Here is a 23,659-nt window from a genome sequence, read left to right as displayed (position 1 = left end):
TTTTTATTTGGAGAGGAAGCGCATGGGCGCCGAAGTCATCGTCATCGAGATTATCGGCTGGGCGGCCGCCGCAATCATCCTCGCCGCCTATATCCTGCTGTCGCTCGGCAGGCTCGAGGGGCGCAGCTATCTCTATCAGTGGATGAACGTCGTCGGCGCGGGCGGCTTCATCGTCAATTCGGGTTATAATGGCGCGATCCCGTCGGCAGTCCTCAACGTCATCTGGGCCGCGATGGGGCTGTTCACCCTTTGGAGCGTCTGGCGCGCCCGGCAAGCGGCGCGCGCCATCGCCCCTTAGGGCTTGGCCGCCGCATTCCACGCCGCGACCTTGGCGCGGGTCTCAGACAGCATCTTGTCGAGCGCCGCTCGATCCTGAACCGTCCCGCGCATCACCACCGTGTCGATAGCGCGTGTTGCGGTGATATCCTCGAGCGGGTTCTTCGTCAGCAGCACCAGATCGGCGGCCATGCCCGGTTTCACCGCGCCATAGCGATCGAGCTGGCCGAACCATGCCGGACCCGCGCGCGTTGCCGACGCGAGCGCCTGCGCTGCGGTCAGCCCCTTCTGCTGGAACAGTTCGATCTCGTCGTGCAGACCAAAGCCCGGATAATTATAGCTGTTGAGGAAACCCGCGTCGGTCCCCGCGATGATCGGTACGCCCGCTTCGGCGAGCATCGGCAGGATCGATCCCACCGCTTCGATATGCGCATGGCGCGCCGCGATCGCCGCAGCATCGGCCTTTGCGGCGCGCTCGATCCGCCAGTCATAGGTCTTGCGCAGCTTGGGCCCGATATAGGCGAGGCCCTCGTCCTTCGAGTGATCGTCGCGATCAAGATAGGTGATGATACGACTGCCATTAAGCGTCGGGGTTACGAACACGCCCTTCGCGGCGAAGCGGCGATAGGCGGTCATCGCGGTGTCGCGGTCGAAGCTCGCGCCGAGCCGGCGGTTCGCTTCGGCACGGTCGATGCGCTTCGCGGCGAAATCCGCGGCGATCGTGGCCTCGTCCTTCGCGCCGGCGTTATAGGCATAGTCGAGATGCTCGATCGAGCTGATCCCGGCGTCGACGGCCTGATCGACCGTCAGCGCCATCGGAATATGCCCCGAAGTGCGCAGCCCGAGCGCCTTGGCCTTGGTCAGCGCATAGAGGAACAGTTCGGGTTTCAGCGTGCTGTCGGTGATCTTGACGAAATCGACCTTGTCACGCGTCCTGAGGCGATCGAGCGCGGCGTCGACGTCGGCGGTGCTGCCGACCTCGATCGTCCCTTTCCAGACCGGCGCGATTCCTTCGATCTTTGCGCCCGACGTCAGCAGGCGCGGGCCGAACAGGCTGCCCGCCGCAATCTCGCTGCGCCAAGCGAGCACCTGCTCGGGCAGGTCCCCCGAACAGTCGCGGATCGTCGTGATGCCGTTTGCGACATAGAGCGGCAGCAGCGCCCTATTCTCTTCGATCAGTTCGGGCCCGCCGCCGAAATGGACGTGCATGTCCCACAGGCCGGGGATCAGATAGCGCTCCTTGCCCTCAATCGTTCGCGCCGCGTGCCAGTCCTTCGCGATGACCGCATCGGGGCCGACCGCGACGATATCGCCGCCCTTCAGCACCACCGCCTGCCCGGCGATCGTTTTCGCTGCCTCGACATCGACGATCGTCGCATGACGGATGATGACATCGCCATGCTTCTGTGCGGCAGCCGCAGGGGTGGCCGATACGAAGAGTAACGATGCGAGCGCGACGAGCAAATTATTCATGATGCGGCCTTTCCGAGCAGGAAAGCAGCTTAAACCTGCCACCACCCATGCAACAAGCCCGATGACTGCAAGCGTCGAAATCAGCGACATTCGCAGCCACCGGCGGACGTCATCGAAAACTCGCAATATCCTCGAGTGCCTTCTTCTCCTTGGCGTGAAGCGGCACCGTCGCATTGGCCGCGGGATGGCCGACGACGAGCAGGATATAGGGCTTTTCATAGTCGGGCCGGCCGAGCGCATCGTTGAGAAACGCCATCGGGTTGGGCGTGTGGGTCAGCGTCGCGAGCCCCGCATGATGAAGCGCCGCGATCAGGAAACCCGCCGCGATGTTCACCGATTCGGGAACATAGTAATTTTTGCGCAGCGTGCCCTCGTGCGGCCCCTTGCGCTGACCAAAGATCGCGATCAGCCACGGAGCATCTTCCAAAAAGGGCTTGTTCGGATCGGTGCCGATCGGCTCCAATGCCGCAAGCCATTCGGCGCTGGCGCGTCCGGCGTAAAATTCGCGCTCCTCCTCTTCGGCGGCGACACGAATCCGCGTCTTGAGCGCAGGATCGCCGACGACGGCGAAATGCCAGGGCTGATGGTTCGCGCCGCTGGGCGCCGTCCCGGCAGCGCGAATACAGGTTTCGATGATGTCGCGCGGCACCGGGGTTGTCGCAAAATCGCGCACCGTGTGCCGACGGCTGATCTCGGCGTAAAATTCTTCGGCGCGTGCGCGCATATTCGTATCGGTGAAACTCATGCGGTCAGGCAGCGGAATCGCGGTGTAGGGCATTTCGGCATCCTTTCGCTTGCCGAATATTATCAGTTTAAATTGTCTGTCAATCTGATATTCTCAGGACGATCGCGACGGTTTATGGCGAGCGCATGGGAGCAACGGAAAACTTGCGATTCGCAACGAAGTCGGCGGTTGAAACCGTCGCCGACGACATCCTCGACCTGATGCGCCAGGGTCAGATCGCGCCTGGCCAGCGGCTGGTCGAGGCGGACATCGCCGCGCGTTTCGATGTCGCGCGAACAACCGTCCGCGAAGCGTTGCAACGGCTCGAAGCGAAAGGATTTCTGTCGCAGGAACGGCACCGCGGCTTTATCGTCCGCCCGCTGTCACGGGCACGGCTACGCGAGATATATGATGTTCGTGCCGCGCTCGATGCGATGGCGGCGCAGCACGCCGCACCGGCGATTGCGCGCGATCCTGCCGCGCTCGATGCGCTCGACACGCTGATCGCGGCGATGGACTCGGCGCGAGCGACGGGCGACATGGCCGCCTTCACACGGCTCAACGCACGCTTTCATCATCTGATCCGCGAACGCGCCGACAACCGAACCCTCGTCACCATCCTCGAACAGCTCGACCAGTCGGTCTATCATATGCAATTCCGGCTGCTCGTCGAACGCGCCGGCGTTTTCGCCAGCCAGGATGACCATCAAAGACTTTACGGCGCCCTTCGCCTGGGCGACGGCGACACTGCGGCGCGCGAAGCCGCCGACCATGTCCAGCGCGCATTGGCCGAGCTGCTCAAGCTTCCCGACGTGCTGTTCTGCAAGGATTGAAACACCCACCCCTGCCCGACTCTCGCCAGACCAATTTCGTTGAGGAATGTCACAAACTGGTGGGCGCTGACGGGCTCGAACCGCCGACCCTCTCGGTGTAAACGAGATGCTCTACCAACTGAGCTAAGCGCCCCCAGATGTCGCCATAAGCGGGAAGCGCGCCCCTGCCATAAGCGGCGACCGCTGGCAAGCGATGCCTCGCGATCGTCAGAGCCAGCCGATATTTTTGAACCGCCAAAACAATAGTGCGCAGATCACCGCTATCGTGCCGACGACCATCGGATAACCAAAGGTCCAGCCGAGTTCGGGCATATGTTCGAAATTCATGCCATAGATGCCGGCAATCGCGGTCGGCACCGCCAGGATCGCGGCCCAGGCTGCGAGCTGGCGCGTGATGACGCCCTGGCGCTGCTGTTCGAGCATGCCGTTGGTTTCGATCACCGACGCCGCAATATCGCGCAGCCCGGTCAGGCGGAACTCGGCACGCTGCACATGGTCCCAAATGTCGCGATAGAATGGACGCACCGCGGGATCGACATTGGGAAGATCATCGTCGGTCGCGAGCCGGCCGGCAACTTCCTTCATCATGCCGACGAGGCGCTGAAAGCGGATGATCTCGTGCCGCTGCGAATAGAGATGCCGGATTTCGGCGGCGTCGAGCGGCGTGTCCATCACGCTTTCCTCGACCGTCAGCATCCGGTCCTCGATCGCGTCGATGACCGGAAAATAGCCATCGACGATGAAATCGAGCACCGCATAGAGGACATAGTCGGGACCATGGGCCAGCTTGGCGGGCAAGGTTTCGAGCCGCGCCCGGATGTCGGTGTGTGTGCGCGCCGACCCGTGTCGGACGCTGACGAAGAAATGGGGGCCGAGGAAAAAGGCGGTTTCGCCCGGATGGATCGTATCGGCGTCGAGGTTGGCGGTGCGGGCGATGACGAACAGCTGGTCGCCATAGGCCTCGACCTTCGGCAGCTGGTTCGCCTTCAGCGCATCCTCGACCGCTAGCGGGTGGAGGCCGAAGCGTTTCGCAATCCCTTCGAGCTCGCCCGGCGTCGGCTCGTACAGGCCAAGCCAGAAGAAATCGCCATTGTCGCAATCTTCGGGAATCGCCTCATCCGGGCCGATGTCGCGGACAAGCTTGCCGTCATGATAAACGCGGGCGGCCATAATCGGCATCGGCAGAAAACTCCGTTGAAGTGGGCGCTTACATAGTGCGCCCCGCGATGAAGGGAAATGGTCCCGGCTTTGGGGCTAGATATCCCGGCTGTCGTACGCCCATTGCAGCAGCGCCTGCCGCTGTTTCGGCCGGCAAAAGGGATCGCCCGGTTCGCAATGCTTGCGTATTTGCGCGGCGTGGCGCCGGAACGCGCGCCACCGCGCGATCTGGCGATGGTCCTCGCCCGGCATCCGCCGCCCCGAATAATAGCGGCAATACCATTGGAACCAGCCGCGCGGGTCGTCGGGATGGATCCATCCTTTCTGAACCCAGACGCGCAAGGGAACGCTCGCCCTTATGCCGAAATAGTTGAGCGAGCAGTCGGCGTGTTCGGGCGCGAGCTTTGCGTTGCCGAACCAGCTCGCCGGGAATTCGGCGGCGCAGTCGGTCATATATTTCCCGCAGAACACCCCGAGTTCCAGCATCTCGGCCGGCGTGAGTTCGGGTTCGAAATCGGGATCGAACGCCTTGCCCATCGGGGCCGTGCGCACATAGCGATAACCCTGCTGCATCCGGTCGTTCACGACCACTTCGACGGCATCCTTCATGCCCGGAAACTAGCTGCGCCGACCGGCGGGGGCCATTTCTATTCTTCGAGCGCCTCGAAATAGCGAGCGAGCGCGTCAGAGGCGCCCTCGGCGAGCGCGATGAAGATGCGGCGGCCGTCGTGCGGGTCGTCTTCGCGCAGGAACAGGCCGGCGTCGGTCATCGTCTTGATCCAGCGCAGCGCGGTCGTCGCGGGGACCGCGGCGGCGATGCACAGGCTCGACACCGACACCGGCTGGCGTTCGAGCCGCGCGGCATAAAGGTCGAGCAGCATGTCCCATGCCGGATCGGCGAACAGGTCGGCAGGGAAATATTGCTCGCGCATCCGCCGCTGGCGCAGCATCCGCCGCACCGCCTTGGCGCGCTGCCGGTCAAGCGTGCGCTCTTCGGGAATAAAGCTGCGCGGCATCGCGGCAAAGTCGCGCGCCGGCGCGCGGACCTGTCCTGCGTAGTCGGTCAGATCCTCGGCCCGCGATGCAAAACCCATGGGTGTGCCGGGAAGACCGCCCCTTTGGCCGGCAAGGTCGCCGAGCAGACGCGAAATGCGCGCGACTTCTTCCTGCAGCCGGTCGATCCGCTCCATCGCATCGTCGCGTGCGATGTCGTGGAGGATGCCGTGCCGCGTCCGCCGTGCCACCGCCAGGGCGACGAGCCGGTCGGTCGGATCGGGTTCGACCAGAAACTGGACGTCGAGCGCCGCCGGAATCGCCGCCGCGACCCGGTCGAGCGCGACCAGCGTGGTTTCGCATATGAGGTTGCAGCCCCGCTCGCCCGCCGCCGCGCATATGTCGCCCAGCGTTTCGCCTTCGATCGTCTCCGCCGCGGCGAGCCAGATAATGTCCAGTGTCGCGGTTCTCCGGATGTAATCCGCCGCCCGTAACGGAGGCAGCGTTCCGACGAGGCGCACTTCGGCGAGCGGAGCCGTATCGGGCCAATCGGCCTCCGACCCCACGAACAAAAGTGGCGACGCAACGCCGTCGGGGATTGGTCCACCGATCGTCTCGGGCGGCGCGGCCTGTCCTGCACCGAAAGCGCCCGGCGCGATTGCCGATGTATCGAGCGTCCGCATCACTTGGCCCATCATGCTACCTGTCCCCCATCGCTCCATCCTGGCGTAAGCATGCCGTCATTTCGGCGGTATTCACCTTTTGTTCGCTCCCGTTTGCCGCCAATCCGGACCCAAGCTTGATATCGGCATGAGTCGACGCGTGTCGGCCGTTGCGGAACAGGTCCATTTTGGACATGGTTTGTTCTCATCGTCAATCCTTAATTCACCCTTGCCAAGCCGTCCCCATCGAGTCAGGCGGGATCCGATGGTTTCAGCCCCCTCCTCGCTCGCGCGGCTGCGCTGGCGGCGGCGCTTCCGGTCGCTGCTCGCGCTGCTGCTGCTCGCCGGGCTCGCGTTCGTCGCATGGGTGTGGTTGCCGGTACCCGCGCTGACCGTGCCGCTCGTCCATGTGATCGACGGCGACAGCCTGACGGTGCGGCAGGATGACGCGCCGCTGACGATCCGCCTGACCGGCATCGACGCGGTCGAATATCGGCAGGATTGCGCGCGCGGCACAACGCGCTGGCCCTGCGGGCGCGAAGCACGCACCGCGCTCGAAAAGCTCGCGGGCCGCGGGCCGCTCCATTGCGAGGTCGCGGCAAAAGATCCCTACGACCGCACGCTCGCCGCGTGCCGCACCGCCGCCTTTCCCGACGGCATCGATCTCGGCGCCGAAATGACGCGGCTCGGCTGGGCGGTGGCGACGACCGACGCCTATATGGTCGAAGAAGCCGAGGCGCAGGCGAAACGGCGCGGCATCTGGCAGGGCGACTTCATCCTCCCCGAAAACTGGCGCGCGACGCACGAACGCTCCACCACTGCGGTAACCTCGCCCGACGCCTAGAAATGGCCCGCTATGCCTCGCGCCCGTTTCGGGCTAGGGCGAGCGTCATGAACAGCCTGTTTCCTGTCATGATCGGCGGCGCGATCGGCGCCGGCGCCCGCCATCTGGTCGGGCAGGCGATGCTCGCGCGGTTCGGCCCGGCCTTCCCGTGGGGGACGCTGTCGATCAATATCGTCGGCAGCCTGTTGATGGGCTTGCTCGTCGGCTGGCTCGTGCGCAGCGGTGGCGGCGACACCGCGCGGCTGTTCGTCGGCGTCGGGATTCTCGGCGGCTTCACCACCTTCTCCTCTTTCAGCATGGAATATTGGATGCTCTTCGAACGCGGTCAAAACGCTCAGGCGGCCGCCTATGTCCTCGCGTCGGTGATCGGCGCGATTGCCGCCTGCGGGATCGGCCTGTTCATCGTGCGGCAGGTGCCGGCATGAGCGACGCCAAAACCAATCTCGACGGCGCCACCATCGCCGAGGAAGACGACGGCATCCGCCTTGATCGCTGGTTCAAGCGCCACCGCGAGGGCACGCCGCACGCGCTGCTCGCGCGCTGGGCGCGTTCGGGCCAGCTGACGCTCGACGGCAAGAAGGCCGATGTGTCGGACCGCATCGCGACCGGGCAGAAACTCGTCATGCCGACCCCGCCGGTCGAAACCGCCGCGCGTCCCGCGCGCAAGGGGCGTCCGCTGACCGACGCCGATGTTGAACTCGCGACCGGGATGCTCATCCACCGCGACGCCAGCGCGATCGTGCTCAACAAGCTGCCGGGGCTCGCGACGCAGGGCGGCACCAAGACCGAACAGCATGTCGACGGCTTGCTCGACGCGCTGAAATTCGATGGTCCGACGCGGCCCAAGCTCGTCCACAGGCTCGACAAGGACACGTCGGGCGCGCTGCTGATCGCGCGGACGCCGAAGGCCGCGGCCTATTTCGCCAAGAGCTTTTCGAACCGCAGCGCGAAAAAGACCTATTGGGCGATCATCGTCGGCGTTCCCGACATCCAGCAGGGCGAAATCGACCTGCCGCTCGCCAAGCAGCCGGGATCGGGCGGCGAGAAGATGCATGTCCACGACAGCGGCCTCGCATCGAAGACGCGCTACCGCGTCATCGAGCGCGCGGGGAATAGCGCGGCATGGGTCGAGCTGCAGCCGCTGACCGGGCGCACACACCAGCTCCGCGTCCATATGGCGGCGATCGGTCATCCGATCGTCGGCGACGGCAAATATGGCGGCAAGGGCGCCTTCCTGACCGGGACGATCAGCCGCAAGATGCACCTCCACAGCCGCCGCCTGCGCATCGACCATCCCGACGGCGGCGCGATCGATATCAGCGCCGAGGTGCCCGAGCATTTCGCCGCGAGCCTCGACGCGCTCGGCTTCGACCTGCTGCTGGGTGAGGTCGGGATCGACCCGGCCGAAAAAGGCCCGCCGCCCAAATCGGCGCTGAAGGCGCAGGCAAAGGCGCACAGCAAGCAGATCCGCAAGGCGCGGCGCGGCGAACGGCGCGGACGCACCGCCGAAAGCAAGCCGACCGACTTCGTCGGCAAGCCGAAGCCCAAGGCGAAGGCGAAACCGGGCAAGCCCGGCAAGCCGGCGCCCGGGAAGCCCGCGGGCAAGAAACCGAGCGCCAGGAAGCATCCGGCGCGTCCGCCCAAAGCGAGCTGATGCATCCGAACTCCGCCTTCCGCCCGCGGCAGGATGATCTCGCCGAATTGCTCGTGCGCGAGATCGGCTTTGCCGCGATCTTTGCGAGCACCCCCGACGGGCCGCGCGTCGCGCATGCGCCGGTGGTGCTGAGCGACGACCGGACGACGCTGCAATTCCATCTTGCGCGTGGCAACGCGCTCACCCGCCACTTGGGCGGCGCGAATGCGCTCGCCGTCGTGCAGGGCCCCGACGCCTATGTCAGCGCGAGCTGGTACGCCGACGCCGATCAGGTGCCGACGTGGAATTATGTCGCGATCGAGATGGAAGGCGTGGCGCGCAAACTCGACGACGCCGAACTGGTCGCGCAGCTCGACACGCTGTCCGCGGCGCATGAAGCGCGCGCCGGCGCGAACCCGCCGTGGACGCGCGACAAGATGAACCCGGCGCTGTTCAGCAAGATGACCGGCGCCATTACCGGTTTCGAAATGCGCATCGCCGCGTGGCGCCCGACGATCAAACTGTCGCAGAACAAGTCGGCCGAGGAGCGCGCGCGCGTGATCGACGGGGTCGCGGCGACGGGTCATGGCGCGCTCGCGCAGTTGATGCGGCACCTTGGCGGCGATAAGGCGGACGCATGACCCAAGCCGATGATGCTCTCGCCAAAAAACGCTTCTTTGCCCTCTCGATCATGCGCCTGATGGGCGTCGCCTTTGCGATGATCGGTTTCATCCTGATCAGCGGCGGTTTCACGCTGGCGGGCCAGCCGACCGATCGCTGGATCGGCGCCGCGATCGTGCTGGTCGGCGCGTTCGATTTCGCGGCCATGCCGCTGCTGCTCGCGCGCCGTTGGCGTTCGCCCAAGAACCCGTGAAGCGCTTCTGGAAAGAGGTTGCTGTCGTCGCAGAAGACGGCGGCTGGGGCATCGCGCTCGATGGCCGGCCGGTGCGCACGCCGCAGCGCGCGCCGCTCGCTGTCGCAAGCGCCGCACTCGCCGAAGCCATCGCCGCCGAATGGCGCGATGTGGGCGAGACGATCGATCCGGTCGCCATGCCGATGACGGGCCTGACCAACGCCGCGATCGATCTGGCGACACCCGACCTGGCGACCTTCGCCGCACCAGTCGCCGCTTATGCGCAGAGCGACCTCTTCTGCTATCGCGATGCGCGCGACGCCGCGCTGCAGGCCGAGCAGGCGGCGGCGTGGAACCCGCTGCTCGCCTGGGCCGAGGCACGCTATGGCATTGAATTTACCCTGACGCAGGGTGTGCTACCGGTCGATCAGCCCGAAGCGACGGTTGCGGCGTTGCAGGACGCCGTGCTGGCGCAGGACGCATGGGGGGTCACCGCGCTGACCCCGCTGGTGACAATCGGCGGATCGCTCGTCGCCGGGCTCGCCTTGCTCGAAGACGCGTTCGACGCCGACGCCTTGTGGGCAGCGGTCAGCCTTGACGAACTCTATCAGGAGCGCCGCTGGGGCGCCGACAGCGAAGCGCAAAAGGCGCGCGCCACCCACAAGCGCGATTGGGACAATGCGGCCCGGTTTTTGGGGCTTCTCTGATTTAATCCTCCCTGTCGCGGAGCGATGGGGAGGTGGCAGCGCGAAGCGCTGACGGAGGGGCCTTGGCGCTGTCGCAGCGGCCGCTCCACCACTCGCTTCGCGAGCGGTCCCCCTCCCCATGCCTTCGGCACAGGGAGGATCTTCAGTCCGTAAAATTCGGCTTCCGCTTCTGCATCCCCGCCATCACCGCCTCCATCTGGTTAGGCGTGCGGATCACCTTCACCTGCTCGTCGCTTTCGGCCTGCAGGATTTCAGCATCACTCGCATCGGCGAGCATATTGCAGAGCCGCTTCGCACCGCGGATCGCGTGCGGATTCTTGTCGGCGATCACTTCGGCGAGTTCCATCGCCCGCGCCAGCGGATCGTCCGACACATGCGTCGCAAAGCCGAGCAGCTTCGCCTCCGACCCGTTGAACTCGCGATTGGTATAGATCAGTTCGCGCAGCACATCGTCGGCGACCTGTGTGCGCCACAACGCCATGCCCGCAACGTCGGGCACCAGCCCCCAGCGCATTTCCATAATCGCGATGCGCGTGTCGGGATGGACGATGCGGATATCGGCTGCCGCCATGATCTGGCTTCCCGCGCCGAAGGCAACGCCATGCACCGCCGCAATCACCGGCACCGGGATTTCGCGCCAGCCCCACGCGGCATATTGCGCGTTGTTCGCGATGCCCTTCGTCCGGTCGGATAGGGTGCCGCCAGCGCTGCTCGCGCCCGGATCGCGATCGTTGCTGAGGCTCGACAAGTCGAGCCCGGCGCAGAAAGCCCGTCCCTCGCCCGACAGCACGACGACGCGGAGGCCCGTCGTCGCCTTGAGCTGATCGATCGCTTCGGCGAGCGCCTCCCACATCGCGGGGTCGAGTGCGTTCATCTTGTCGGCGCGGATCAGCCGGACGTCGGCGATGCCGCCTTCGAGCATGGTGATCGAAATACGGTCTTTCACGGAAGAGTCCTTTTCAGCGTGTGAGCGCGGCTTCGACGAGCGGAAGCTGGTCGTTGCCGAAATACATATCGTCCCTGTCGACGAAGATCGTCGGCGAACCATAGCCGCCGCGCGCGATGACTTCATCGGTATTCGCGCGCAGCCGGGCCTTGACCGCGTCGCTGCCCGCCGCGGCGGCGAGCGCCGCGCCGCCCAATCCCTCGGCATCGGCGACCGCCGCGAGCACGGCGGGGTCATCGAGATTCTCCTGCCGGTCGAAATAGCTCGCGAAGGCCCCGCGCGCGAAGCGGACAAGCGCCGCCTGATCCGCTTCGAGCGCGCAGCAGAACCGCATTGCGGTGATGCTCTTCGCCGGGTGCCACTGCGACGGGAAATTCATCGGGACGCCCGCGAGCCGCGCCCAGTCCTGCAGCACCTTCCAGCTATGCTGCAACCGCCGATTGTCGGCCTGCTCGCGCGCCGCATAGACGGCCGGGTTCACCGCGTTGAACACTCCGCCAACCAGGATCGGCCGGTAGATCGCCTTGGCGCCAGTCCGTTCGAGCACGCCCGGCAAATTGTGGAACGCGAGGCAGGTCCAGGGCGAAGAGAGGTCGAAGAAGAATTCGACGCGCGCGGTCATCGGATCAGGCCTCCGCCTTTGCCTTTTCCCAATATTGGTCGCGGAGAAGGCGCTTGTAGAGCTTTCCCGTGTCGTGGCGCGGCAGCGCTTCCATGAAATCGATGCGGCGCGGGATTTTCACCCCCGACAATTTCTCGCGCGCATAGGTCATGAGCTCGTCGCGGAAGGCATCGGTCGCGTCGGCCATGTCGGCGGGCTGGATGACCGCGATCACCTCCTCGCCCATCTCGTCGTGCGGGCCGCCGACGACCGCGACATCGGCCACTTTGGGGTGCGTCACGAGATGGTTCTCGATTTCCTGCGGATAGATGTTCACCCCGCCCGAGATGATCATGAAGCTCTTGCGGTCGGTCAAATAGAGGAAGCCATCTTCATCAACTTTGCCCACATCGCCGAGGGTCGACCAGCCCTTCGAATTGCGGCTCGACGCCGTTTTTTCATTATCCCCATGATATTCGAAGATATTTTCGCTTTCGAAGAAGACGGTGCCTTCTTCGCTCGTACCAAGCTCGGTTTCGTTATCCTCGCCCATGATGTGGACAGCGCCGAGGATCGGGCGGCCGACGCTGCCCTTGTGCGTCAGCCAGTCGGCGCTGGAGATGAAGGTCATGCCATTGCCTTCGGACCCGGCATAATATTCGAACAGCACCGGGCCCCACCAGTCGATCATCGCCTGTTTGACCGGCACCGGGCACGGCGCCGCGGCGTGGATCGCGACCTTCAATGACGAGGTGTCGTAGCGCGTGCGGACGTCTTCGGGCAGCTTGAGCATGCGCACGAAATGCGTCGGCACCCATTGGCTGGCGTTCACGCGATATTTTTCGATGTGTGCCAGCGCGGTCTCGGGATCGAATTTCTTCATCAGCACGACGGTGCCGCCGAGGCGGTGGATCGTCATCGACCAACGCAGCGGCGCGGCGTGATAAAGCGGTGCGGGCGACAGATAGATGCTATCGGCGTTGATCTGGAATATCGCCGAGGCGAGCAGGACGAGGCTGTTCGCCGCGTCGATCGCGGGGTCTTCGGGCAGCGGCACGCGCACCCCCTTGGGCCGCCCGGTGGTGCCCGACGAATAAAGCATGTCGACCCCGGCGCGCTCGTCGGCGACGGGCGTCGCGGGCATCACGGCGACGGCGCCCTCCCAGCTTTCATAGCCCGGGATCGCGCCGCCCATCGCGAAGCGCTTGATGCCGGTTGCGAGTTGCTGCGCGGCCCCCGCAAGGCTCGCCGACACGATCAGGATCTGCGCGCCCGAATTTTCGAGGATATAGTCGGTCTCGTCCTGCGTCAGCCGCGACGAGATGCAGACATAGCGAAGCCCCGCGCGCTGCGCGCCCCACGTCAGCCCATAATAATGCGGGGTGTTGTCGAGCATGAAGGCGACGACATCCTCATGCCCCAGCCCGTGCGAGCGGAAGAGCTGCGCGGCGCGGTTCGAGGCCGCGTCGAGTTCGCCATAGCTGATCGCTTCCCCCGTCTCGGCGACGATGATCGCGGCTTTGTCGGGATTGGCGCGGGCGTGGACTGAGGGGTGCATCGGGCATCATCTCCGGGAATCGTTGCTTTCTTTATGTCGAAGATCAGTAGCAACCTGAAACTTTCGGTCAAGCAAGCTGGGACCGGTGACAGGTTCACGATCAAGAAGCGCCAAATCCGCGCGGCACGTCGATCAAATCGTCGATCCTCCCTGTGCCGGAGGCATGGGGAGGTGGCAGCCTCGAAGAGGCTGACGGAGGGGCCGGGACGTGGCGTTGCCGCCCCTCCGTCAGCGCTTCGCGCTGCCACCTCCCCATCGCTGCGCGACAGGGAGGATTAATCGGGACGCGACCGCAACGCGTAGCCCATGCCCTTCACGGTGCGGAGCATCGGCCAATCAAACCCCCGATCGACCTTAGCGCGCAGCCGCGACATATGCACCTCGACCCGGTTGGTGCCGGGATCGAAATCGAGCCGCCACACCGCGCGGAGCAGCGCGCCGCGCGACAGCGGCCGGTCGGGTACGCGCGCAAGATTCGCGAGCAGGTCGAATTCGCGGAGCGGCAGGCGGATGAGCCGGCCCGCGCGTTCGACGCGCCGGTCGATCAGGTCGATGCGCAATTCGCCCTCGCCGAGTTGCCCGGCGGCGATGCGACTGCGGCGCAGCAGGCTGGCGACCCGCGCGAGCACTTCGGGGAGATTATCGGTCCAGCCAACCGCATCCTCGGCGCCCGCACCAAGCGCCGCCATTCGGTCATCGAACGAGTCGCGATCGGACAGGGCGATCAGCGGCCGCCGCCCCGCGATCGATCGCGCCAGCCGGACGAATTCGGAAGGCTCCTGCCACCCCAGGAACGGGTTGACGATCAGCAAGTCGAAACAGCTATCGACCCAAGGGCGAAGCCCGTTCACATGCGGCGGCAGGAATTGCACCGCCAAACCCGCAGCCTCAATCGCAGCGCCGAGCGTGTCGGCGCGCGCCGTCAGCGGATGATAAATGGCGACCAGCAACTTCCGGTCGTCTTGCCCGGCAATATCCGATGATGCCATCCGCATCCCCCGTCGTCGACGCAACATCTTGTCGCCTCGCCGCCCCACCGGCATTGCACCGCCTTTCGGCTGTGCTAACCCATGGGTCATGACCAGTATCGAAATGCTTGACGGCGACTTCGCCACCCTGCCCGACCTTGTCCGTGCCCATGCCGCGGAGCGTCCCGATGCCGTAGCGGCTGCCGATGCGCTGCGGCGGCTGAGCTGGTCCGAACTGGATCAATTGACCGACCGAATCGCCGCGCGGTTGCAGCAGGACGGATTCGCAAAAGGCGACCGCACCGCGATCGCCGGCCTCAATAGCGTCGAACAGATGGCGGTGATCCTCGGCACGCTGCGCGCCGGCGGGGTCGCGGGGCTGGTCACCAACAGCGCGACGGGCGAACAGATGGCGGCGATGATCGCCGACACCGGCGCGCGCCACCTGTTCCTAGACAGCACCGCCAAAGCGAGCCTCGAAGGGCATGTCATCGCCGCGAGCGACCTGATCGCGATGGACGGCAGCGACGCGGGAACACCGCTCGATACCTGGCTGTCGCTGGCGGGCGACAAGCCCGCGCCGGTCGAAATCCGGCCCGAGGACGGGTTCAACATCATTTATTCGTCGGGCACCACCGGCACGCCCAAGGGCATCATCCACAGCCACGCGATGCGCTGGCAGCATATCATCCGCGGCGCCCCCGCTTACGGCCCCAATGCGGTGACGATCCTGTCGACCCCGCTCTATTCGAACACGACAATGGCGAGCTTCATGCCGACCGTCGGATCGGGCGGGCAGGTTGTCTTGATGAAGAAATTCGACGCGCGCGGGTTCCTCGAACTCGCGGCGCGCGAGCGCGCGACGAACACGATGCTGGTCCCCGTCCAGTACCGCCGCATCATGGCGCTCGAGGATTTCGGCGACTTCGACCTCTCCAGCTTCGTCGTCAAATATTGCACCTCGGCGCCCTTCCCCGCGGCGCTCAAGGCCGATGTGCTCCGGCGCTGGCCGGGCGGGCTGGTCGAGATTTACGGCATGACCGAGGGCGGCGCGGCGTTCATCCTCGAGGCGCATCAATTCCCCGACAAGCTCCACACCGTCGGCAAGCCCGCACCGGGACATATCGCGAAGGTGATCGACGAGGACGGCAATGAGTTGCCGCAAGGTTCGGTCGGCGAAGTCGTCGGCCGCAGCCCGGCGATGATGACCGGATACAACAACCGTCCCGACGCGACCAAGGCGATGCACTGGTACGATGCCGAGGGAAATCTCTTCTATCGCCACGGCGACATCGGCCGGATCGACGAGGACGGCTTCCTGACCTTGATGGACCGCGCAAAGGACATGATCATCTCGGGCGGCTTCAATATCTTCCCGAGCGACCTCGAAGCGATATTGATCGCCGACGAGCGCGTCGTCGAGGCGGCGGTGGTCGGCATGCCGAGCGAGGAATGGGGTGAGACGCCCGTCGCCTTCGTCGTGCTGAAACCCGGCGCCGATGCCGAGGGTGTGCGCGCCGACTGCAACGCCAAGGTCGGCAAGACGCAGCGGCTGAGCGCGATCACCGTCGTCGACGAACTGCCGCGCAGCCCGATCGGCAAGGTGCTCAAGCGCGAATTGCGCGACGCCCACAGCCGGTAGCTTGAGAACGCCGGTTTTCGACCGATTGCGGACGCCACGTCTAGCGACCGGCTGAAACCGGCTGTTGCGGAGACCGGCGCGGCGACGTAAGAGAATTTCAACATCAAGAGTTGGGTCGACGCCCAACGCCAACCTGCCAATCCGGGCAAGGTGGCGCTCCGCAAGGAGGATGTGGCCGAGCCGGCAACCAAGCGGATCAAGCCATGCAGCGTCGAACCGTAAGAAGGAACGACGTTTCGTGCCGATAAAGATACCCGATCGACTTCCCGCCCGACATATCCTCGAGGCCGAGGGCGTCATGGTCATGCGCGAAGTCGACGCTGGACGTCAGGACGTCAGGCCTTTGCGGATCGCCCTGCTCAACCTGATGCCGGATAAGATCAGCACCGAAACACAGCTTGCCAGACTACTCGGAGCGACGCCGCTCCAGATCGAGTTGACGCTTGTGCGGATCACCGATCACGTCGCGCACAACACGTCGGCCGACCATATGGCGGCTTTCTATCGGCCATGGAGCGATGTCCGTGCCGAGAAGTTCGATGGTTTCATCATCACTGGCGCCCCTGTTGAGCGGCTTCCGTATGACGAGGTCAGATACTGGTCCGAACTGCGCGCGATCCTCGACTGGACACAGACGCACGTCCATCGCTGCTTCACGATCTGCTGGGCCGCGCAGGCCGCGCTGTTCCATTTTCACGGCGTTCCAAAGCGCGACCTGCCCCAGAAGGCCTTTGGCATATTCCCACATGCGAATCTTGCCCCCGCCTCTCCCTATCTCCGGGGTTTTTCCGACCGGTTCGATGTTCCGGTGTCGCGCTGGGCCGAAGTTTGTCCGGCCGCGCTGGCGGAGACGAACGGATTGCAGATACTGGCGGGCAACGACGAGGCCGGCGCCGGCCTCGTGTACGATCAGGCTCACCGGACCCTGCACATGTTCAATCACCTCGAATATGATACTGGCACGCTGGCGGCCGAATATCATCGCGATGGCCGGGGCCAGCTCCCCACGGGCTATTTTCCCGCCGACGATCCCGCGCGCGCGCCGGAGAATCGCTGGCGCAGCCACGCGCATCTGTTGTTCGCGAACTGGATCAACGAAATCTATCAGACCACACCGTTCGAGGTCGCAGCAATCGGGGCGCAGCAGATTTCGGCCGCGGCCTGATGGCTTAAAGCGAGCAGTTGCCGACCTCTCCATCATCGTCACCCCGGACTTGATCCGGGGCCGGCCTGTCTGGAAGGAAAAGGCGGATCCCGGGTCAAGCCCGGGATGACGATAGGGGATGATGGAAAGACGGTTTTCCACCCTAAGCGGACACGCACGCATCTGCGCAGCTTCCGGTCAGGCCAAACCCGCCGCCTCTATCGCCGCCAGCGCGCTCGCCAGCCGCGCGTCGCCTTCGCCCTCGACCCACGCCCATTTGAGTTTGCGCCGGTCGAGTTCGCCGATCGCAAGCTCCATGAATTGCACCCGCGCGAGTTCGCTGCCGAACAGGCGCGTGCCGTCCTCCTCCCATGGCAAATCCATCGCGGGAACCAGATAGAGGTCGGCGACCTCGTCCCACAGGTCGATCTCGGGCAGGCGGCGGCCGAGCAGCATGGTCGCCCACGCCTGCGTCATCAACGGGTCGGTGTCGGAAATCAGCCATTCGGGCCGCTGCGCGAGCGCTTCGCGCGTCGCCGCCAAGTGGCCGTCGAAGATCGCGAGCAGGTCGACCTCGTCGAGGTTGGTGCCGTTCGCCTCGGCATAGGTGCGGCCATATTCGGGAACGACGAGCCCGCCGAGCTGGAGCGCGAGGCGCGGCGCGAGCGTCGATTTGCCGGTGCTTTCGGCGCCGTGGAGGCAGATATGCCGCGTCATGGCGCCGCCCTGCCCGCCGCCGCCGCGCGCCGCCACTGGAGCAGGCCGTCGATCGACAGGCCAAGCAGGACGACATAGACCGCGCTGGTCGCATAGAGGCCGCGCGACGCGAAGAGAGGGATCGCGATCAGGTCGACGAGGATCCAGAGGAACCAGCTTTCGACCCGGCGCCACGCGAGCAGCCATTGCGCGGTGATGCTGAGCATCGCGATCGCCCCGTCGATCCATGGCGCGACCGCGTCGGTGTAGCGGTCCATCGCAAAGCTCCACCCGGCCCAGGCGGCGATCGTCGTAAGTGCCCAGCCCCGCCGCGCACGCTCGGTCATCCAGCGCACCGGCACCCCGCTGTCATCACGCGCGCGCATCCAGGCGGCCCAGCCATAAAGGTTGAGCACGAAGAAAAAGCCCTGGAGCAGCATGTCGCTGTAGAGCTTCGCCTCGAAGAAGACGAAGGCGTAGAGCGTCACCGCGACGAGCGCGAAGGGGTAGTTCCACACGCTGCGCAGCGCCACGAGCGCGACATTGGTGAGCACGAACGCCGCGGCGATCCATTCGAGATAGCTCATTCGCCGGCCTCATCGCGTGGCCGCGTCCACAGCCCCTCGCGGCTGATCCGCCGCTGCGGCGGGCGGCGGAGCACCGACCAGCCCGCGCGCGCGACCCAGCCCAATTTGGCGAAGAGCGAAGTGCCCGCGCGGTGGTCCCACGCATGGTCGCCGCGCGCGCGCACCTCGCGCGCGATGTCGCCATAGATGCCCGCCGCGGCGAGCACCGCCCAGCGGCTGCGCGGGGGCAGCTTGCGCGCGCCCCAGCGCGCCGACGCCTCATATTCCTCGGCCATTTCGGACAGCCATTTCGCCATCACCGACAGGCGCCCGCGAAAGGCGGGGTGCATGTGCTGGCCGGGCGGGATGTCGAGTTCGACCATCCATTCGACGGGCAGGTAACAGCGGTCGGCGGCGGCGTCCTCGGCGACGTCGCGCGCGATATTGGCGAGCTGGAACGCGATGCCGAGGTCCGAAGCGCGATCGAGCGTCGTCTCGTCGGCGGGATGGATGCCCATGACGAGCGCCATCGCGACCCCGACCGCGCCCGCGACATGATAGGAGTAGCGAAGCAGATCCTGCTCGCTGCGCGGGCGCCAATCCCTCGCATCGAGTTCGAAGCCCGCGATAATATCGTCGATCACCCAGCGCGGGATCGCGACCTCGGTGAGCAGGAAGCCGAGCGCGTCGAACGCCATGTCGCCCGTCGGCTGCCCGGCAAAAGCCTGGTCGGTCTGCGCCCGGATATGCGCGACCGCGGCGACCGGATCATGGTCCGGCTTCATCGCGCCGCCATGATCCTGCCCGTCGGTCAGGTCGTCGGCGGCGCGGCACCAGGCATAGAGCAACCACACCCGCTCGCGCGTTTCGCGGTCGAAGAGCTGACTGGCCAATGCGAAGCTTTTCGATCCGCGCGCGATGCTGTCGTGCGCGAAACCGTGGAGGGCATGTGCATCATAGGCCCCCGCCTCATTCATTACAGATTTTCGGCCTTCATCGCGAAGATCGTCTTGTGCGGCACATAGGCCGCCATCTTTTCGAGCAGATCGTCGAGCCCCGCATCGACGATCATGATCCCGGCGTGCGCGGGGCGGATGAAGCCGACCTCGATCATGTTGCGGTTGAAGGCGATGAGGTCGTTGTAGAAGCCGGCGGCGTTGAGCAGCCCGACGGGCTTGGTATGATAGCCGAGCTGCGCCCAGCTGATCGCCTCCCACAGTTCGTCCATCGTGCCGACCCCGCCGGGGATGGTGAGGAAGCCGTCCGAGAGGTCGGTGAACATCTTCTTGCGTTCGTGCATGCCCGACACGACCTGGAGCTCGGTGCAGCCGCGGTGCGCGACCTCGGCGCCGACGAGCGCGTCGGGGATGATCCCGATCACCTCGCCGCCGGCTTCCAAGGCGCTATCGGCGACCGCGCCCATCAGCCCCAATCGGCCGCCGCCATAGACGACGCCGATGCCGCGCTCGGCCAGGGTGCGACCGACGTGGCGCGCGGTTTCGATATAGATCGGATCTTCGGGGGTCGCGGACCCGCAATAGACGGCAAGGCGTTTCATAAATCTTCCAACATCAGATTGGCGGTCGCCTTGGCGCTGCCGACGACCCCCGGGATACCCGCGCCCGGATGCGTCCCCGCGCCGACGAAGTAAAGGTTCGAAATCACATCGTCGCGGTTGTGGGCGCGGAACCACGCGCTTTGCCAGAGGACGGGTTCGAGACTGAACGCGCTGCCAAGATGCGCCGACAGGTCGCGGCCGAAATCGGCGGGGGTGTAGTGGAAGCGCGTGACGAGGTTGGCGCGGAGGCCGGGGGCGACGCGGCGTTCGACCTCTTCGAGGATCGCGTCGGCGAAGCGTTCGCCGAATGCGCCGTCCCAGTCTGCCCGGGCCTTGCCCAGATGCGCGACTGGCGCGAGCGCGTAGAACGTCGAATGGCCCGGCGGCGCCATACCGGGGTCGGTGACGCTGGGGTGGTGGAGGTAGAGAGAAAAGTCGTCGGGGATCACGCCGCCGTAGATGTCGTCGAGCAACCCCTTGTAGCGCGGGCCGAACAGGATGCTGTGGTGCGCGATATCGGGATATTCGCCCTTCACGCCGAAATGGACGACAAAGAGCGAGGGCGACCAGCGTTTGCGCGCGAGGCTCCTTGCGACCTTTGCCCCGCGCGGATGCCCCGCGAGCAGCGCGTTGTAGCTGTGCATCAGGTCGCCGTTGCAGGCGACCATATCGGCGTCGCCATGCCACCCGCCTTGCGTCGTGACGCCGGTCACGCGGTCGCCCGCGGTTTCGATCTTCGCCACCGGGTCGCCGAGCCGCAGCGCCCCGCCGAGCCCCTCGAACAGCCGCACCATGCCGCCGACAAGCGCATTGGTGCCGCCACGCGCGAACCAGACGCCGCCCTCTTTCTCGATCGTGTGGATCAACGCATAGATCGCGCTCGTGGTCATCGGGTTGCCGCCGACGAGCAGGGTGTGGAACGACAAAGCCTGCCGCAGCCGCTCGTCCTGCACATAGGAGGCGACGATCGAATAGACGCTGCGCCACGCCTGATATTTCATCAACGCGGGCGCCGCCTTGATCATCGAGGCGAAGTCGAGAAAGGCGACTGCGCCGAGCTTAACATAGCCCTGCTCGTACACGCCCTTCGAATAGGCGAGAAAACGGTCGTATCCCTCAACATCGGCGGGGTGGAGCTTGGCGATTTCGGCGCGCAGCGCGGCCTCGTCGTTCGAATAGTCGAAGTTGGTCCCGTCGGGCCAGTTCAGGCGGTAGAAGGGCATGACCGGGAGAAGGTCAACGTCGGCGGCCATCTTCTGCCCGCTCAGCGCCCAGAGTTCCTCCAGGCACGGCGGATCTGTGATGACAGTCGGCCCGGCGTCGAAAGTGAAGCCGTCGCGGACCCAGTGGTACGCCCGCCCGCCGGGCTTGTCGCGCGCCTCGACGACGGTCGTTTCCACGCCCGCCGATTGCAGCCGGATCGCCAATGCGAGGCCGCCAAACCCTGCGCCGACGACGATCGCGCGGCGCGTCATCGCCAGTCGCGTTTCCACAACGCCGCAATCGCGCGGCCGATCGGCACGGGGGGCTTGCCCGACAGGATGCGCAGTTTGTCCGCCGTGGTCGACCGCCCGGCATAGAAGCGCGCGATCAGGCCCGGCGACAGACGATAGAAACGCTCGAAGACGCGGTAGCGCGCGCCGGGCTCGGCCGCGCGGAACAGCATCGCGCCGAGCATGCGGTAGAAACGCTGGCGCCGCCATGACGCCGCAGCCCGGTCGCGGAGAATGGCGGGAAGGTCGGCGCGGTCGACGATTCCGGGCAGCGATGATGCGGTGCGCACGGCATCGGGAAGCGAATAGCCGGTGGTCGCGTGGAAGGTGCCCGCGCGCACCCCGATCCGCGCGGTGCGGTCGGAGGCAGGCCACAGCCGGTCGAAATCGCCCGCGATCACGACGGGCAGCACGCCGCTTTCCTCACGCGTCGTCGCGGCGACGTCCCAGCCCCGCGCCGCCGCATAGGCCGCGATCCGTTCGCGTATGGCCGGGGCATCGAGATCGGCATCGTCGCAATAATAGGTGTCCTCGACGAACAACGTCTCAGCATCGAAGGGCAGCAGATAGACGAAGCGATAGCCGTCAAGTTGCGGGGCGGTCGCGTCCATCACGACGGGGTGCTCGACGCCGTGCCCGCCCTTCACCGTCAGCGCCCGCCCGACGAACTTCTGCCAGCCGCACTCGAGGCCCGCGAATTTGGTCGCGCCGCGCGCGTCGATGACATGCTTTGCCGACAGCCGTCCGCCGCGCGACAGCAGCAGGTGATCGGGCGCGACATGCTTGGCCTTGTCGGCGATGACATGCCCCGCAGGAAGCGCCGCCATGACGGCATCGGCGAGCGCTTCGCCGGTGATGCTTTTATACCCCATGCGCAGCCGGCGCTCGTGCGACGGGAAGCGCACATCGTAGCGCGGCCAGTGATGACGGACGAGCGGCGCGACGAGCCAGCGGTCCTTCTTTGCGATGTCGCTGTCGAAAAAGGACCAGATATGATTGCCGCCGATCGGCCCCGGCTCGACCAGCCGCACGTCGAGGTCGGGGCGCTTCGCCGCGAGCGCAAGCGCCGCGAGCCCGCCGGCGAGTCCGCCGCCGACGATCGCGATGTCGCATCTATCGTTGCTCTGCCCCACCATAACCCTGCCTTAGCCACGCGAGCGCGCGGGCGCAAAGCCATTGCAACGCTGCGGCAAGCGGCTAGCCTTGCGCGATGACCGGCTGGCCGATCCTTTTCTCCGCGCTCGCGATGACCGCGATTGTCGGCGTGCGCTATCTGATCACCAGCGGCGCCTTCGCGCTTGCGACGCGGTGGAAGCACCCCGGCCTCTATCGCGGACTCGAACCGCAGATGCGGCGCGAAGTCGGCTGGAGCCTTGCGAGCGCCGCGATTTACGGGGTTCCGGCGGGCGTCGTCGCATGGGGGTGGCAGGCGCATGGCTGGACGCGCATCTACACCGACGTAACCGCCTTTCCGCTGTGGTATCTGCCGCTTAGCCTCTTCGCCTATCTGCTGATCCACGACACATGGTTTTACTGGACGCACCGCTGGATGCACCGCCCGCGCCTGTTCCGCATCGCACATAGCGTCCATCACGACAGCCACCCGCCGACCGCGTGGGCGGCGATGAGTTTCCATCCCTTGGAGGCGGTCACCGGCGCGATCGTCATCCCTGCGCTCGTCTTCCTGATCCCGATTCATGTCGCGATGCTCGGCCTCGTGCTCGCGATCATGACCGTGATGGGCGTCGGCAATCATATGGGGTGGGAGATGTTTCCGCGCGCGCTGGTGCATGGACCCGCAGGCCGATGGCTGATAACCGCGACGCATCACCAGCAGCACCACGCCGCTTACCGGGGAAATTATGGGCTCTATTTCCGCTTCTGGGACAAGGCGTGCGGCACGGATCTTGGCCTTGGCCATTTCAGCCGCGCTGCTGACCGGCGCGGCCGCGCCGCCGCCGACAGTTGAGGTCAGCGTCTCCGGATTGCGCAGCATGAAGGGGCAGATCCTCGTCTGCCTGACCACCAATCCCAAAGCCTTTCCCGATTGCAGCAAGGACAAGGGCTCGGTGCGGATGGCGGTGAAGGCAGCCGAAGCCGCCGATTTCGCGGTCCGCGCGCCCGCGACCGGCACTTATGCGATCGCGGTGGTCCACGACGAGAACAGCAACAACAAGATGGACACAGCGATCTTCCTGCCCAAGGAAGGCTTTGGCTTTTCGCGCAACCCCACGATCACCGTCGGACCGCCGAGCTTCAAATCGGCGAGCTTTGTCGTCGAACATGACATCCGCCAGTCGATCAAGATGAAATATATGCTCTGATCGAAAC

At 65.5% G+C, this 23,659-nt stretch carries 27 protein-coding genes, 1 tRNA gene and 1 riboswitch; of the genes, 12 read left to right on the top strand and 16 right to left on the bottom strand.

All coding sequences use genetic code 11. From position 1 onward, the window contains the following. The first annotated feature begins 22 nt into the window (after positions 1-22). On the top strand, positions 23-298 hold the full coding sequence (locus FG91_RS15705; RefSeq protein WP_037516650.1) for a CBU_0592 family membrane protein: 276 nt from the start codon (positions 23-25) through the stop codon (positions 296-298). Here the strand turns inward: FG91_RS15705 and FG91_RS15700 are convergent. Continuing rightward, on the bottom strand, positions 295-1,749 hold the full coding sequence (locus FG91_RS15700) for an amidohydrolase family protein (RefSeq protein WP_037516648.1): 1,455 nt from the start codon (positions 1,747-1,749) through the stop codon (positions 295-297). The genes FG91_RS15705 and FG91_RS15700 overlap by 4 nt on opposite strands. A 109-nt stretch (positions 1,750-1,858) precedes the next feature. Continuing rightward, positions 1,859-2,527, bottom strand: a complete 669-nt coding sequence (locus FG91_RS15695; RefSeq protein ID WP_037516646.1) for a nitroreductase family protein — start codon at positions 2,525-2,527, stop codon at positions 1,859-1,861. Between the two features lie 110 nt (positions 2,528-2,637). On the opposite strand from FG91_RS15695, the gene FG91_RS15690 reads away from it, so the two are divergent. Next, positions 2,638-3,306 (top strand): GntR family transcriptional regulator, encoded by a 669-nt coding sequence (locus tag FG91_RS15690; protein WP_161785670.1) that lies wholly within the window; start codon positions 2,638-2,640, stop codon positions 3,304-3,306. A 57-nt stretch (positions 3,307-3,363) separates the two neighbouring features. Here the strand turns inward: FG91_RS15690 and FG91_RS15685 are convergent. The 4 genes from FG91_RS15685 to FG91_RS15670 form a co-directional block, all read right to left on the bottom strand. After that, a tRNA-Val gene (locus FG91_RS15685) sits at positions 3,364-3,439 on the bottom strand. Positions 3,440-3,513: 74 nt separating this feature from the next. Then, positions 3,514-4,485 (bottom strand): magnesium and cobalt transport protein CorA, encoded by a 972-nt coding sequence (locus FG91_RS15680; RefSeq protein ID WP_037516642.1) that lies wholly within the window; start codon positions 4,483-4,485, stop codon positions 3,514-3,516. Positions 4,486-4,560: 75 nt separating this feature from the next. Beyond that, on the bottom strand, positions 4,561-5,073 hold the full coding sequence (locus tag FG91_RS15675; RefSeq protein ID WP_052187732.1) for a hypothetical protein: 513 nt from the start codon (positions 5,071-5,073) through the stop codon (positions 4,561-4,563). A gap of 38 nt (positions 5,074-5,111) precedes the next feature. Then, complete coding sequence (locus tag FG91_RS15670) at positions 5,112-6,155, bottom strand: MarR family winged helix-turn-helix transcriptional regulator (protein ID WP_052187731.1); 1,044 nt, start codon at positions 6,153-6,155, stop codon at positions 5,112-5,114. A 229-nt stretch (positions 6,156-6,384) separates the two neighbouring features. Between FG91_RS15670 and FG91_RS15665 the strand changes: the two genes are divergently transcribed. From FG91_RS15665 to FG91_RS15640, 6 genes are read left to right on the top strand one after another with little or no spacing between them, the layout of a single operon-like run. Beyond that, the gene (locus tag FG91_RS15665; protein WP_052187730.1) at positions 6,385-6,963 is read left to right on the top strand and encodes a thermonuclease family protein; all 579 of its coding nucleotides are present in this window, start codon (positions 6,385-6,387) and stop codon (positions 6,961-6,963) included. Between the two features lie 47 nt (positions 6,964-7,010). Further along, positions 7,011-7,388 carry a fluoride efflux transporter CrcB gene (crcB, locus tag FG91_RS15660; RefSeq protein ID WP_037516640.1) on the top strand — a complete coding sequence of 126 codons (378 nt, stop codon included), beginning with the start codon at positions 7,011-7,013 and terminating at the stop codon, positions 7,386-7,388. Beyond that, positions 7,385-8,617 (top strand): RluA family pseudouridine synthase, encoded by a 1,233-nt coding sequence (locus FG91_RS15655; RefSeq protein ID WP_037516638.1) that lies wholly within the window; start codon positions 7,385-7,387, stop codon positions 8,615-8,617. Before crcB ends, FG91_RS15655 begins: the two co-directional genes overlap by 4 nt. Then, positions 8,617-9,237: an FMN-binding negative transcriptional regulator gene (locus tag FG91_RS15650; RefSeq protein WP_037516636.1), complete on the top strand. Its 621-nt coding sequence runs from the start codon at positions 8,617-8,619 to the stop codon at positions 9,235-9,237. The genes FG91_RS15655 and FG91_RS15650 overlap by 1 nt, the downstream gene beginning before the upstream one ends. Next, positions 9,234-9,470 (top strand): hypothetical protein, encoded by a 237-nt coding sequence (locus tag FG91_RS15645; protein WP_037516635.1) that lies wholly within the window; start codon positions 9,234-9,236, stop codon positions 9,468-9,470. Before FG91_RS15650 ends, FG91_RS15645 begins: the two co-directional genes overlap by 4 nt. Continuing rightward, positions 9,467-10,156: an ATP12 family chaperone protein gene (locus FG91_RS15640; protein WP_037516736.1), complete on the top strand. Its 690-nt coding sequence runs from the start codon at positions 9,467-9,469 to the stop codon at positions 10,154-10,156. Before FG91_RS15645 ends, FG91_RS15640 begins: the two co-directional genes overlap by 4 nt. Positions 10,157-10,298: 142 nt before the next feature. Here the strand turns inward: FG91_RS15640 and FG91_RS15635 are convergent, their stop codons facing one another. The 4 genes from FG91_RS15635 to FG91_RS22400 form a co-directional block, all read right to left on the bottom strand. Further along, positions 10,299-11,102 (bottom strand): crotonase/enoyl-CoA hydratase family protein, encoded by an 804-nt coding sequence (locus FG91_RS15635; RefSeq protein ID WP_037516632.1) that lies wholly within the window; start codon positions 11,100-11,102, stop codon positions 10,299-10,301. 13 nt (positions 11,103-11,115) lie between these two features. Further along, complete coding sequence (locus FG91_RS15630) at positions 11,116-11,724, bottom strand: 2-hydroxychromene-2-carboxylate isomerase (RefSeq protein WP_037516630.1); 609 nt, start codon at positions 11,722-11,724, stop codon at positions 11,116-11,118. A 4-nt stretch (positions 11,725-11,728) separates the two neighbouring features. Continuing rightward, entirely contained in the window at positions 11,729-13,261 is a 1,533-nt protein-coding gene (locus FG91_RS15625; protein WP_037516628.1) for an acyl-CoA synthetase, read from the bottom strand. Positions 13,262-13,536: 275 nt separating this feature from the next. Then, a complete protein-coding gene (locus FG91_RS22400) occupies positions 13,537-14,250 on the bottom strand; it encodes a response regulator transcription factor (protein WP_235212063.1) in 714 nt (237 codons plus the stop codon). A gap of 88 nt (positions 14,251-14,338) precedes the next feature. On the opposite strand from FG91_RS22400, the gene FG91_RS15615 reads away from it, so the two are divergent. Both FG91_RS15615 and FG91_RS15610 read left to right on the top strand, forming a co-directional pair. After that, positions 14,339-15,871 (top strand): class I adenylate-forming enzyme family protein, encoded by a 1,533-nt coding sequence (locus tag FG91_RS15615; RefSeq protein ID WP_037516626.1) that lies wholly within the window; start codon positions 14,339-14,341, stop codon positions 15,869-15,871. 95 nt (positions 15,872-15,966) lie between these two features. Beyond that, positions 15,967-16,072, top strand: a riboswitch (SAM-I-IV-variant riboswitch). Positions 16,073-16,109: 37 nt separating this feature from the next. Beyond that, positions 16,110-17,036, top strand: a complete 927-nt coding sequence (locus FG91_RS15610) for a homoserine O-succinyltransferase (RefSeq protein WP_037516624.1) — start codon at positions 16,110-16,112, stop codon at positions 17,034-17,036. Positions 17,037-17,213: 177 nt separating this feature from the next. On the opposite strand, the gene FG91_RS15605 is transcribed toward FG91_RS15610, so the two are convergent. Genes FG91_RS15605 through crtY form a run of 6 tightly spaced genes read right to left on the bottom strand, consistent with a single transcriptional unit; the run spans position 17,214 to position 22,464 of the window. Further along, complete coding sequence (locus FG91_RS15605; RefSeq protein WP_037516731.1) at positions 17,214-17,732, bottom strand: AAA family ATPase; 519 nt, start codon at positions 17,730-17,732, stop codon at positions 17,214-17,216. Then, the gene (gene pnuC, locus FG91_RS15600; protein ID WP_037516622.1) at positions 17,729-18,298 is read right to left on the bottom strand and encodes a nicotinamide riboside transporter PnuC; all 570 of its coding nucleotides are present in this window, start codon (positions 18,296-18,298) and stop codon (positions 17,729-17,731) included. Before pnuC ends, FG91_RS15605 begins: the two co-directional genes overlap by 4 nt. Then, complete coding sequence (locus tag FG91_RS15595) at positions 18,295-19,254, bottom strand: phytoene/squalene synthase family protein (RefSeq protein ID WP_081940633.1); 960 nt, start codon at positions 19,252-19,254, stop codon at positions 18,295-18,297. The genes pnuC and FG91_RS15595 overlap by 4 nt, the downstream gene beginning before the upstream one ends. Then, complete coding sequence (locus FG91_RS15590) at positions 19,254-19,835, bottom strand: TIGR00730 family Rossman fold protein (protein ID WP_037516620.1); 582 nt, start codon at positions 19,833-19,835, stop codon at positions 19,254-19,256. Before FG91_RS15590 ends, FG91_RS15595 begins: the two co-directional genes overlap by 1 nt. After that, positions 19,832-21,310: a phytoene desaturase gene (locus tag FG91_RS15585; RefSeq protein WP_037516618.1), complete on the bottom strand. Its 1,479-nt coding sequence runs from the start codon at positions 21,308-21,310 to the stop codon at positions 19,832-19,834. The genes FG91_RS15590 and FG91_RS15585 overlap by 4 nt, the downstream gene beginning before the upstream one ends. Beyond that, entirely contained in the window at positions 21,307-22,464 is a 1,158-nt protein-coding gene (gene crtY, locus FG91_RS15580; RefSeq protein ID WP_037516616.1) for a lycopene beta-cyclase CrtY, read from the bottom strand. The genes FG91_RS15585 and crtY overlap by 4 nt, the downstream gene beginning before the upstream one ends. 74 nt (positions 22,465-22,538) lie before the next feature. On the opposite strand from crtY, the gene FG91_RS15575 reads away from it, so the two are divergent. Together FG91_RS15575 and FG91_RS15570 are read left to right on the top strand one after the other, a co-directional pair. Next, the gene (locus FG91_RS15575; protein ID WP_037516614.1) at positions 22,539-23,297 is read left to right on the top strand and encodes a sterol desaturase family protein; all 759 of its coding nucleotides are present in this window, start codon (positions 22,539-22,541) and stop codon (positions 23,295-23,297) included. Then, positions 23,242-23,652 carry a DUF2141 domain-containing protein gene (locus tag FG91_RS15570; protein ID WP_037516725.1) on the top strand — a complete coding sequence of 137 codons (411 nt, stop codon included), beginning with the start codon at positions 23,242-23,244 and terminating at the stop codon, positions 23,650-23,652. The genes FG91_RS15575 and FG91_RS15570 overlap by 56 nt, the downstream gene beginning before the upstream one ends. The last annotated feature ends 7 nt before the right edge of the window (positions 23,653-23,659 follow it).

The organism is Sphingopyxis sp. LC81 (genome assembly GCF_000756375.1).
GTDB lineage: Bacteria > Pseudomonadota > Alphaproteobacteria > Sphingomonadales > Sphingomonadaceae > Sphingopyxis.
The sequence above is the reverse complement of the archived record's forward strand: the minus strand, read 5'-3'. Positions and strand labels throughout refer to the sequence as shown.

Excerpts from the sequence above, each read along its gene's own strand:
- FG91_RS15680 (WP_037516642.1), bottom strand. The coding sequence starts at position 4,485 with ATGCCGATTATGGCCGCCCGCGTTTATCATGACGGCAAGCTTGTCCGC.
- FG91_RS15655 (WP_037516638.1), top strand. The coding sequence starts at position 7,385 with ATGAGCGACGCCAAAACCAATCTCGACGGCGCCACCATCGCCGAGGAA.
- FG91_RS15585 (WP_037516618.1), bottom strand. The coding sequence starts at position 21,310 with ATGACGCGCCGCGCGATCGTCGTCGGCGCAGGGTTTGGCGGCCTCGCA.
- FG91_RS15605 (WP_037516731.1), bottom strand. The coding sequence starts at position 17,732 with ATGACGCGGCATATCTGCCTCCACGGCGCCGAAAGCACCGGCAAATCG.
- FG91_RS15670 (WP_052187731.1), bottom strand. The coding sequence starts at position 6,155 with ATGATGGGCCAAGTGATGCGGACGCTCGATACATCGGCAATCGCGCCG.
- FG91_RS15625 (WP_037516628.1), bottom strand. The coding sequence starts at position 13,261 with ATGCACCCCTCAGTCCACGCCCGCGCCAATCCCGACAAAGCCGCGATC.
- crtY (WP_037516616.1), bottom strand. The coding sequence starts at position 22,464 with ATGGTGGGGCAGAGCAACGATAGATGCGACATCGCGATCGTCGGCGGC.
- pnuC (WP_037516622.1), bottom strand. The coding sequence starts at position 18,298 with ATGAGCTATCTCGAATGGATCGCCGCGGCGTTCGTGCTCACCAATGTC.
- FG91_RS15700 (WP_037516648.1), bottom strand. The coding sequence starts at position 1,749 with ATGAATAATTTGCTCGTCGCGCTCGCATCGTTACTCTTCGTATCGGCC.
- FG91_RS15595 (WP_081940633.1), bottom strand. The coding sequence starts at position 19,254 with ATGAATGAGGCGGGGGCCTATGATGCACATGCCCTCCACGGTTTCGCG.
- FG91_RS22400 (WP_235212063.1), bottom strand. The coding sequence starts at position 14,250 with ATGGCATCATCGGATATTGCCGGGCAAGACGACCGGAAGTTGCTGGTC.
- FG91_RS15575 (WP_037516614.1), top strand. The coding sequence starts at position 22,539 with ATGACCGGCTGGCCGATCCTTTTCTCCGCGCTCGCGATGACCGCGATT.
- FG91_RS15695 (WP_037516646.1), bottom strand. The coding sequence starts at position 2,527 with ATGCCCTACACCGCGATTCCGCTGCCTGACCGCATGAGTTTCACCGAT.
- FG91_RS15615 (WP_037516626.1), top strand. The coding sequence starts at position 14,339 with ATGACCAGTATCGAAATGCTTGACGGCGACTTCGCCACCCTGCCCGAC.
- FG91_RS15705 (WP_037516650.1), top strand. The coding sequence starts at position 23 with ATGGGCGCCGAAGTCATCGTCATCGAGATTATCGGCTGGGCGGCCGCC.
- FG91_RS15665 (WP_052187730.1), top strand. The coding sequence starts at position 6,385 with ATGGTTTCAGCCCCCTCCTCGCTCGCGCGGCTGCGCTGGCGGCGGCGC.
- FG91_RS15645 (WP_037516635.1), top strand. The coding sequence starts at position 9,234 with ATGACCCAAGCCGATGATGCTCTCGCCAAAAAACGCTTCTTTGCCCTC.
- crcB (WP_037516640.1), top strand. The coding sequence starts at position 7,011 with ATGAACAGCCTGTTTCCTGTCATGATCGGCGGCGCGATCGGCGCCGGC.
- FG91_RS15650 (WP_037516636.1), top strand. The coding sequence starts at position 8,617 with ATGCATCCGAACTCCGCCTTCCGCCCGCGGCAGGATGATCTCGCCGAA.
- FG91_RS15675 (WP_052187732.1), bottom strand. The coding sequence starts at position 5,073 with ATGAAGGATGCCGTCGAAGTGGTCGTGAACGACCGGATGCAGCAGGGT.
- FG91_RS15630 (WP_037516630.1), bottom strand. The coding sequence starts at position 11,724 with ATGACCGCGCGCGTCGAATTCTTCTTCGACCTCTCTTCGCCCTGGACC.
- FG91_RS15590 (WP_037516620.1), bottom strand. The coding sequence starts at position 19,835 with ATGAAACGCCTTGCCGTCTATTGCGGGTCCGCGACCCCCGAAGATCCG.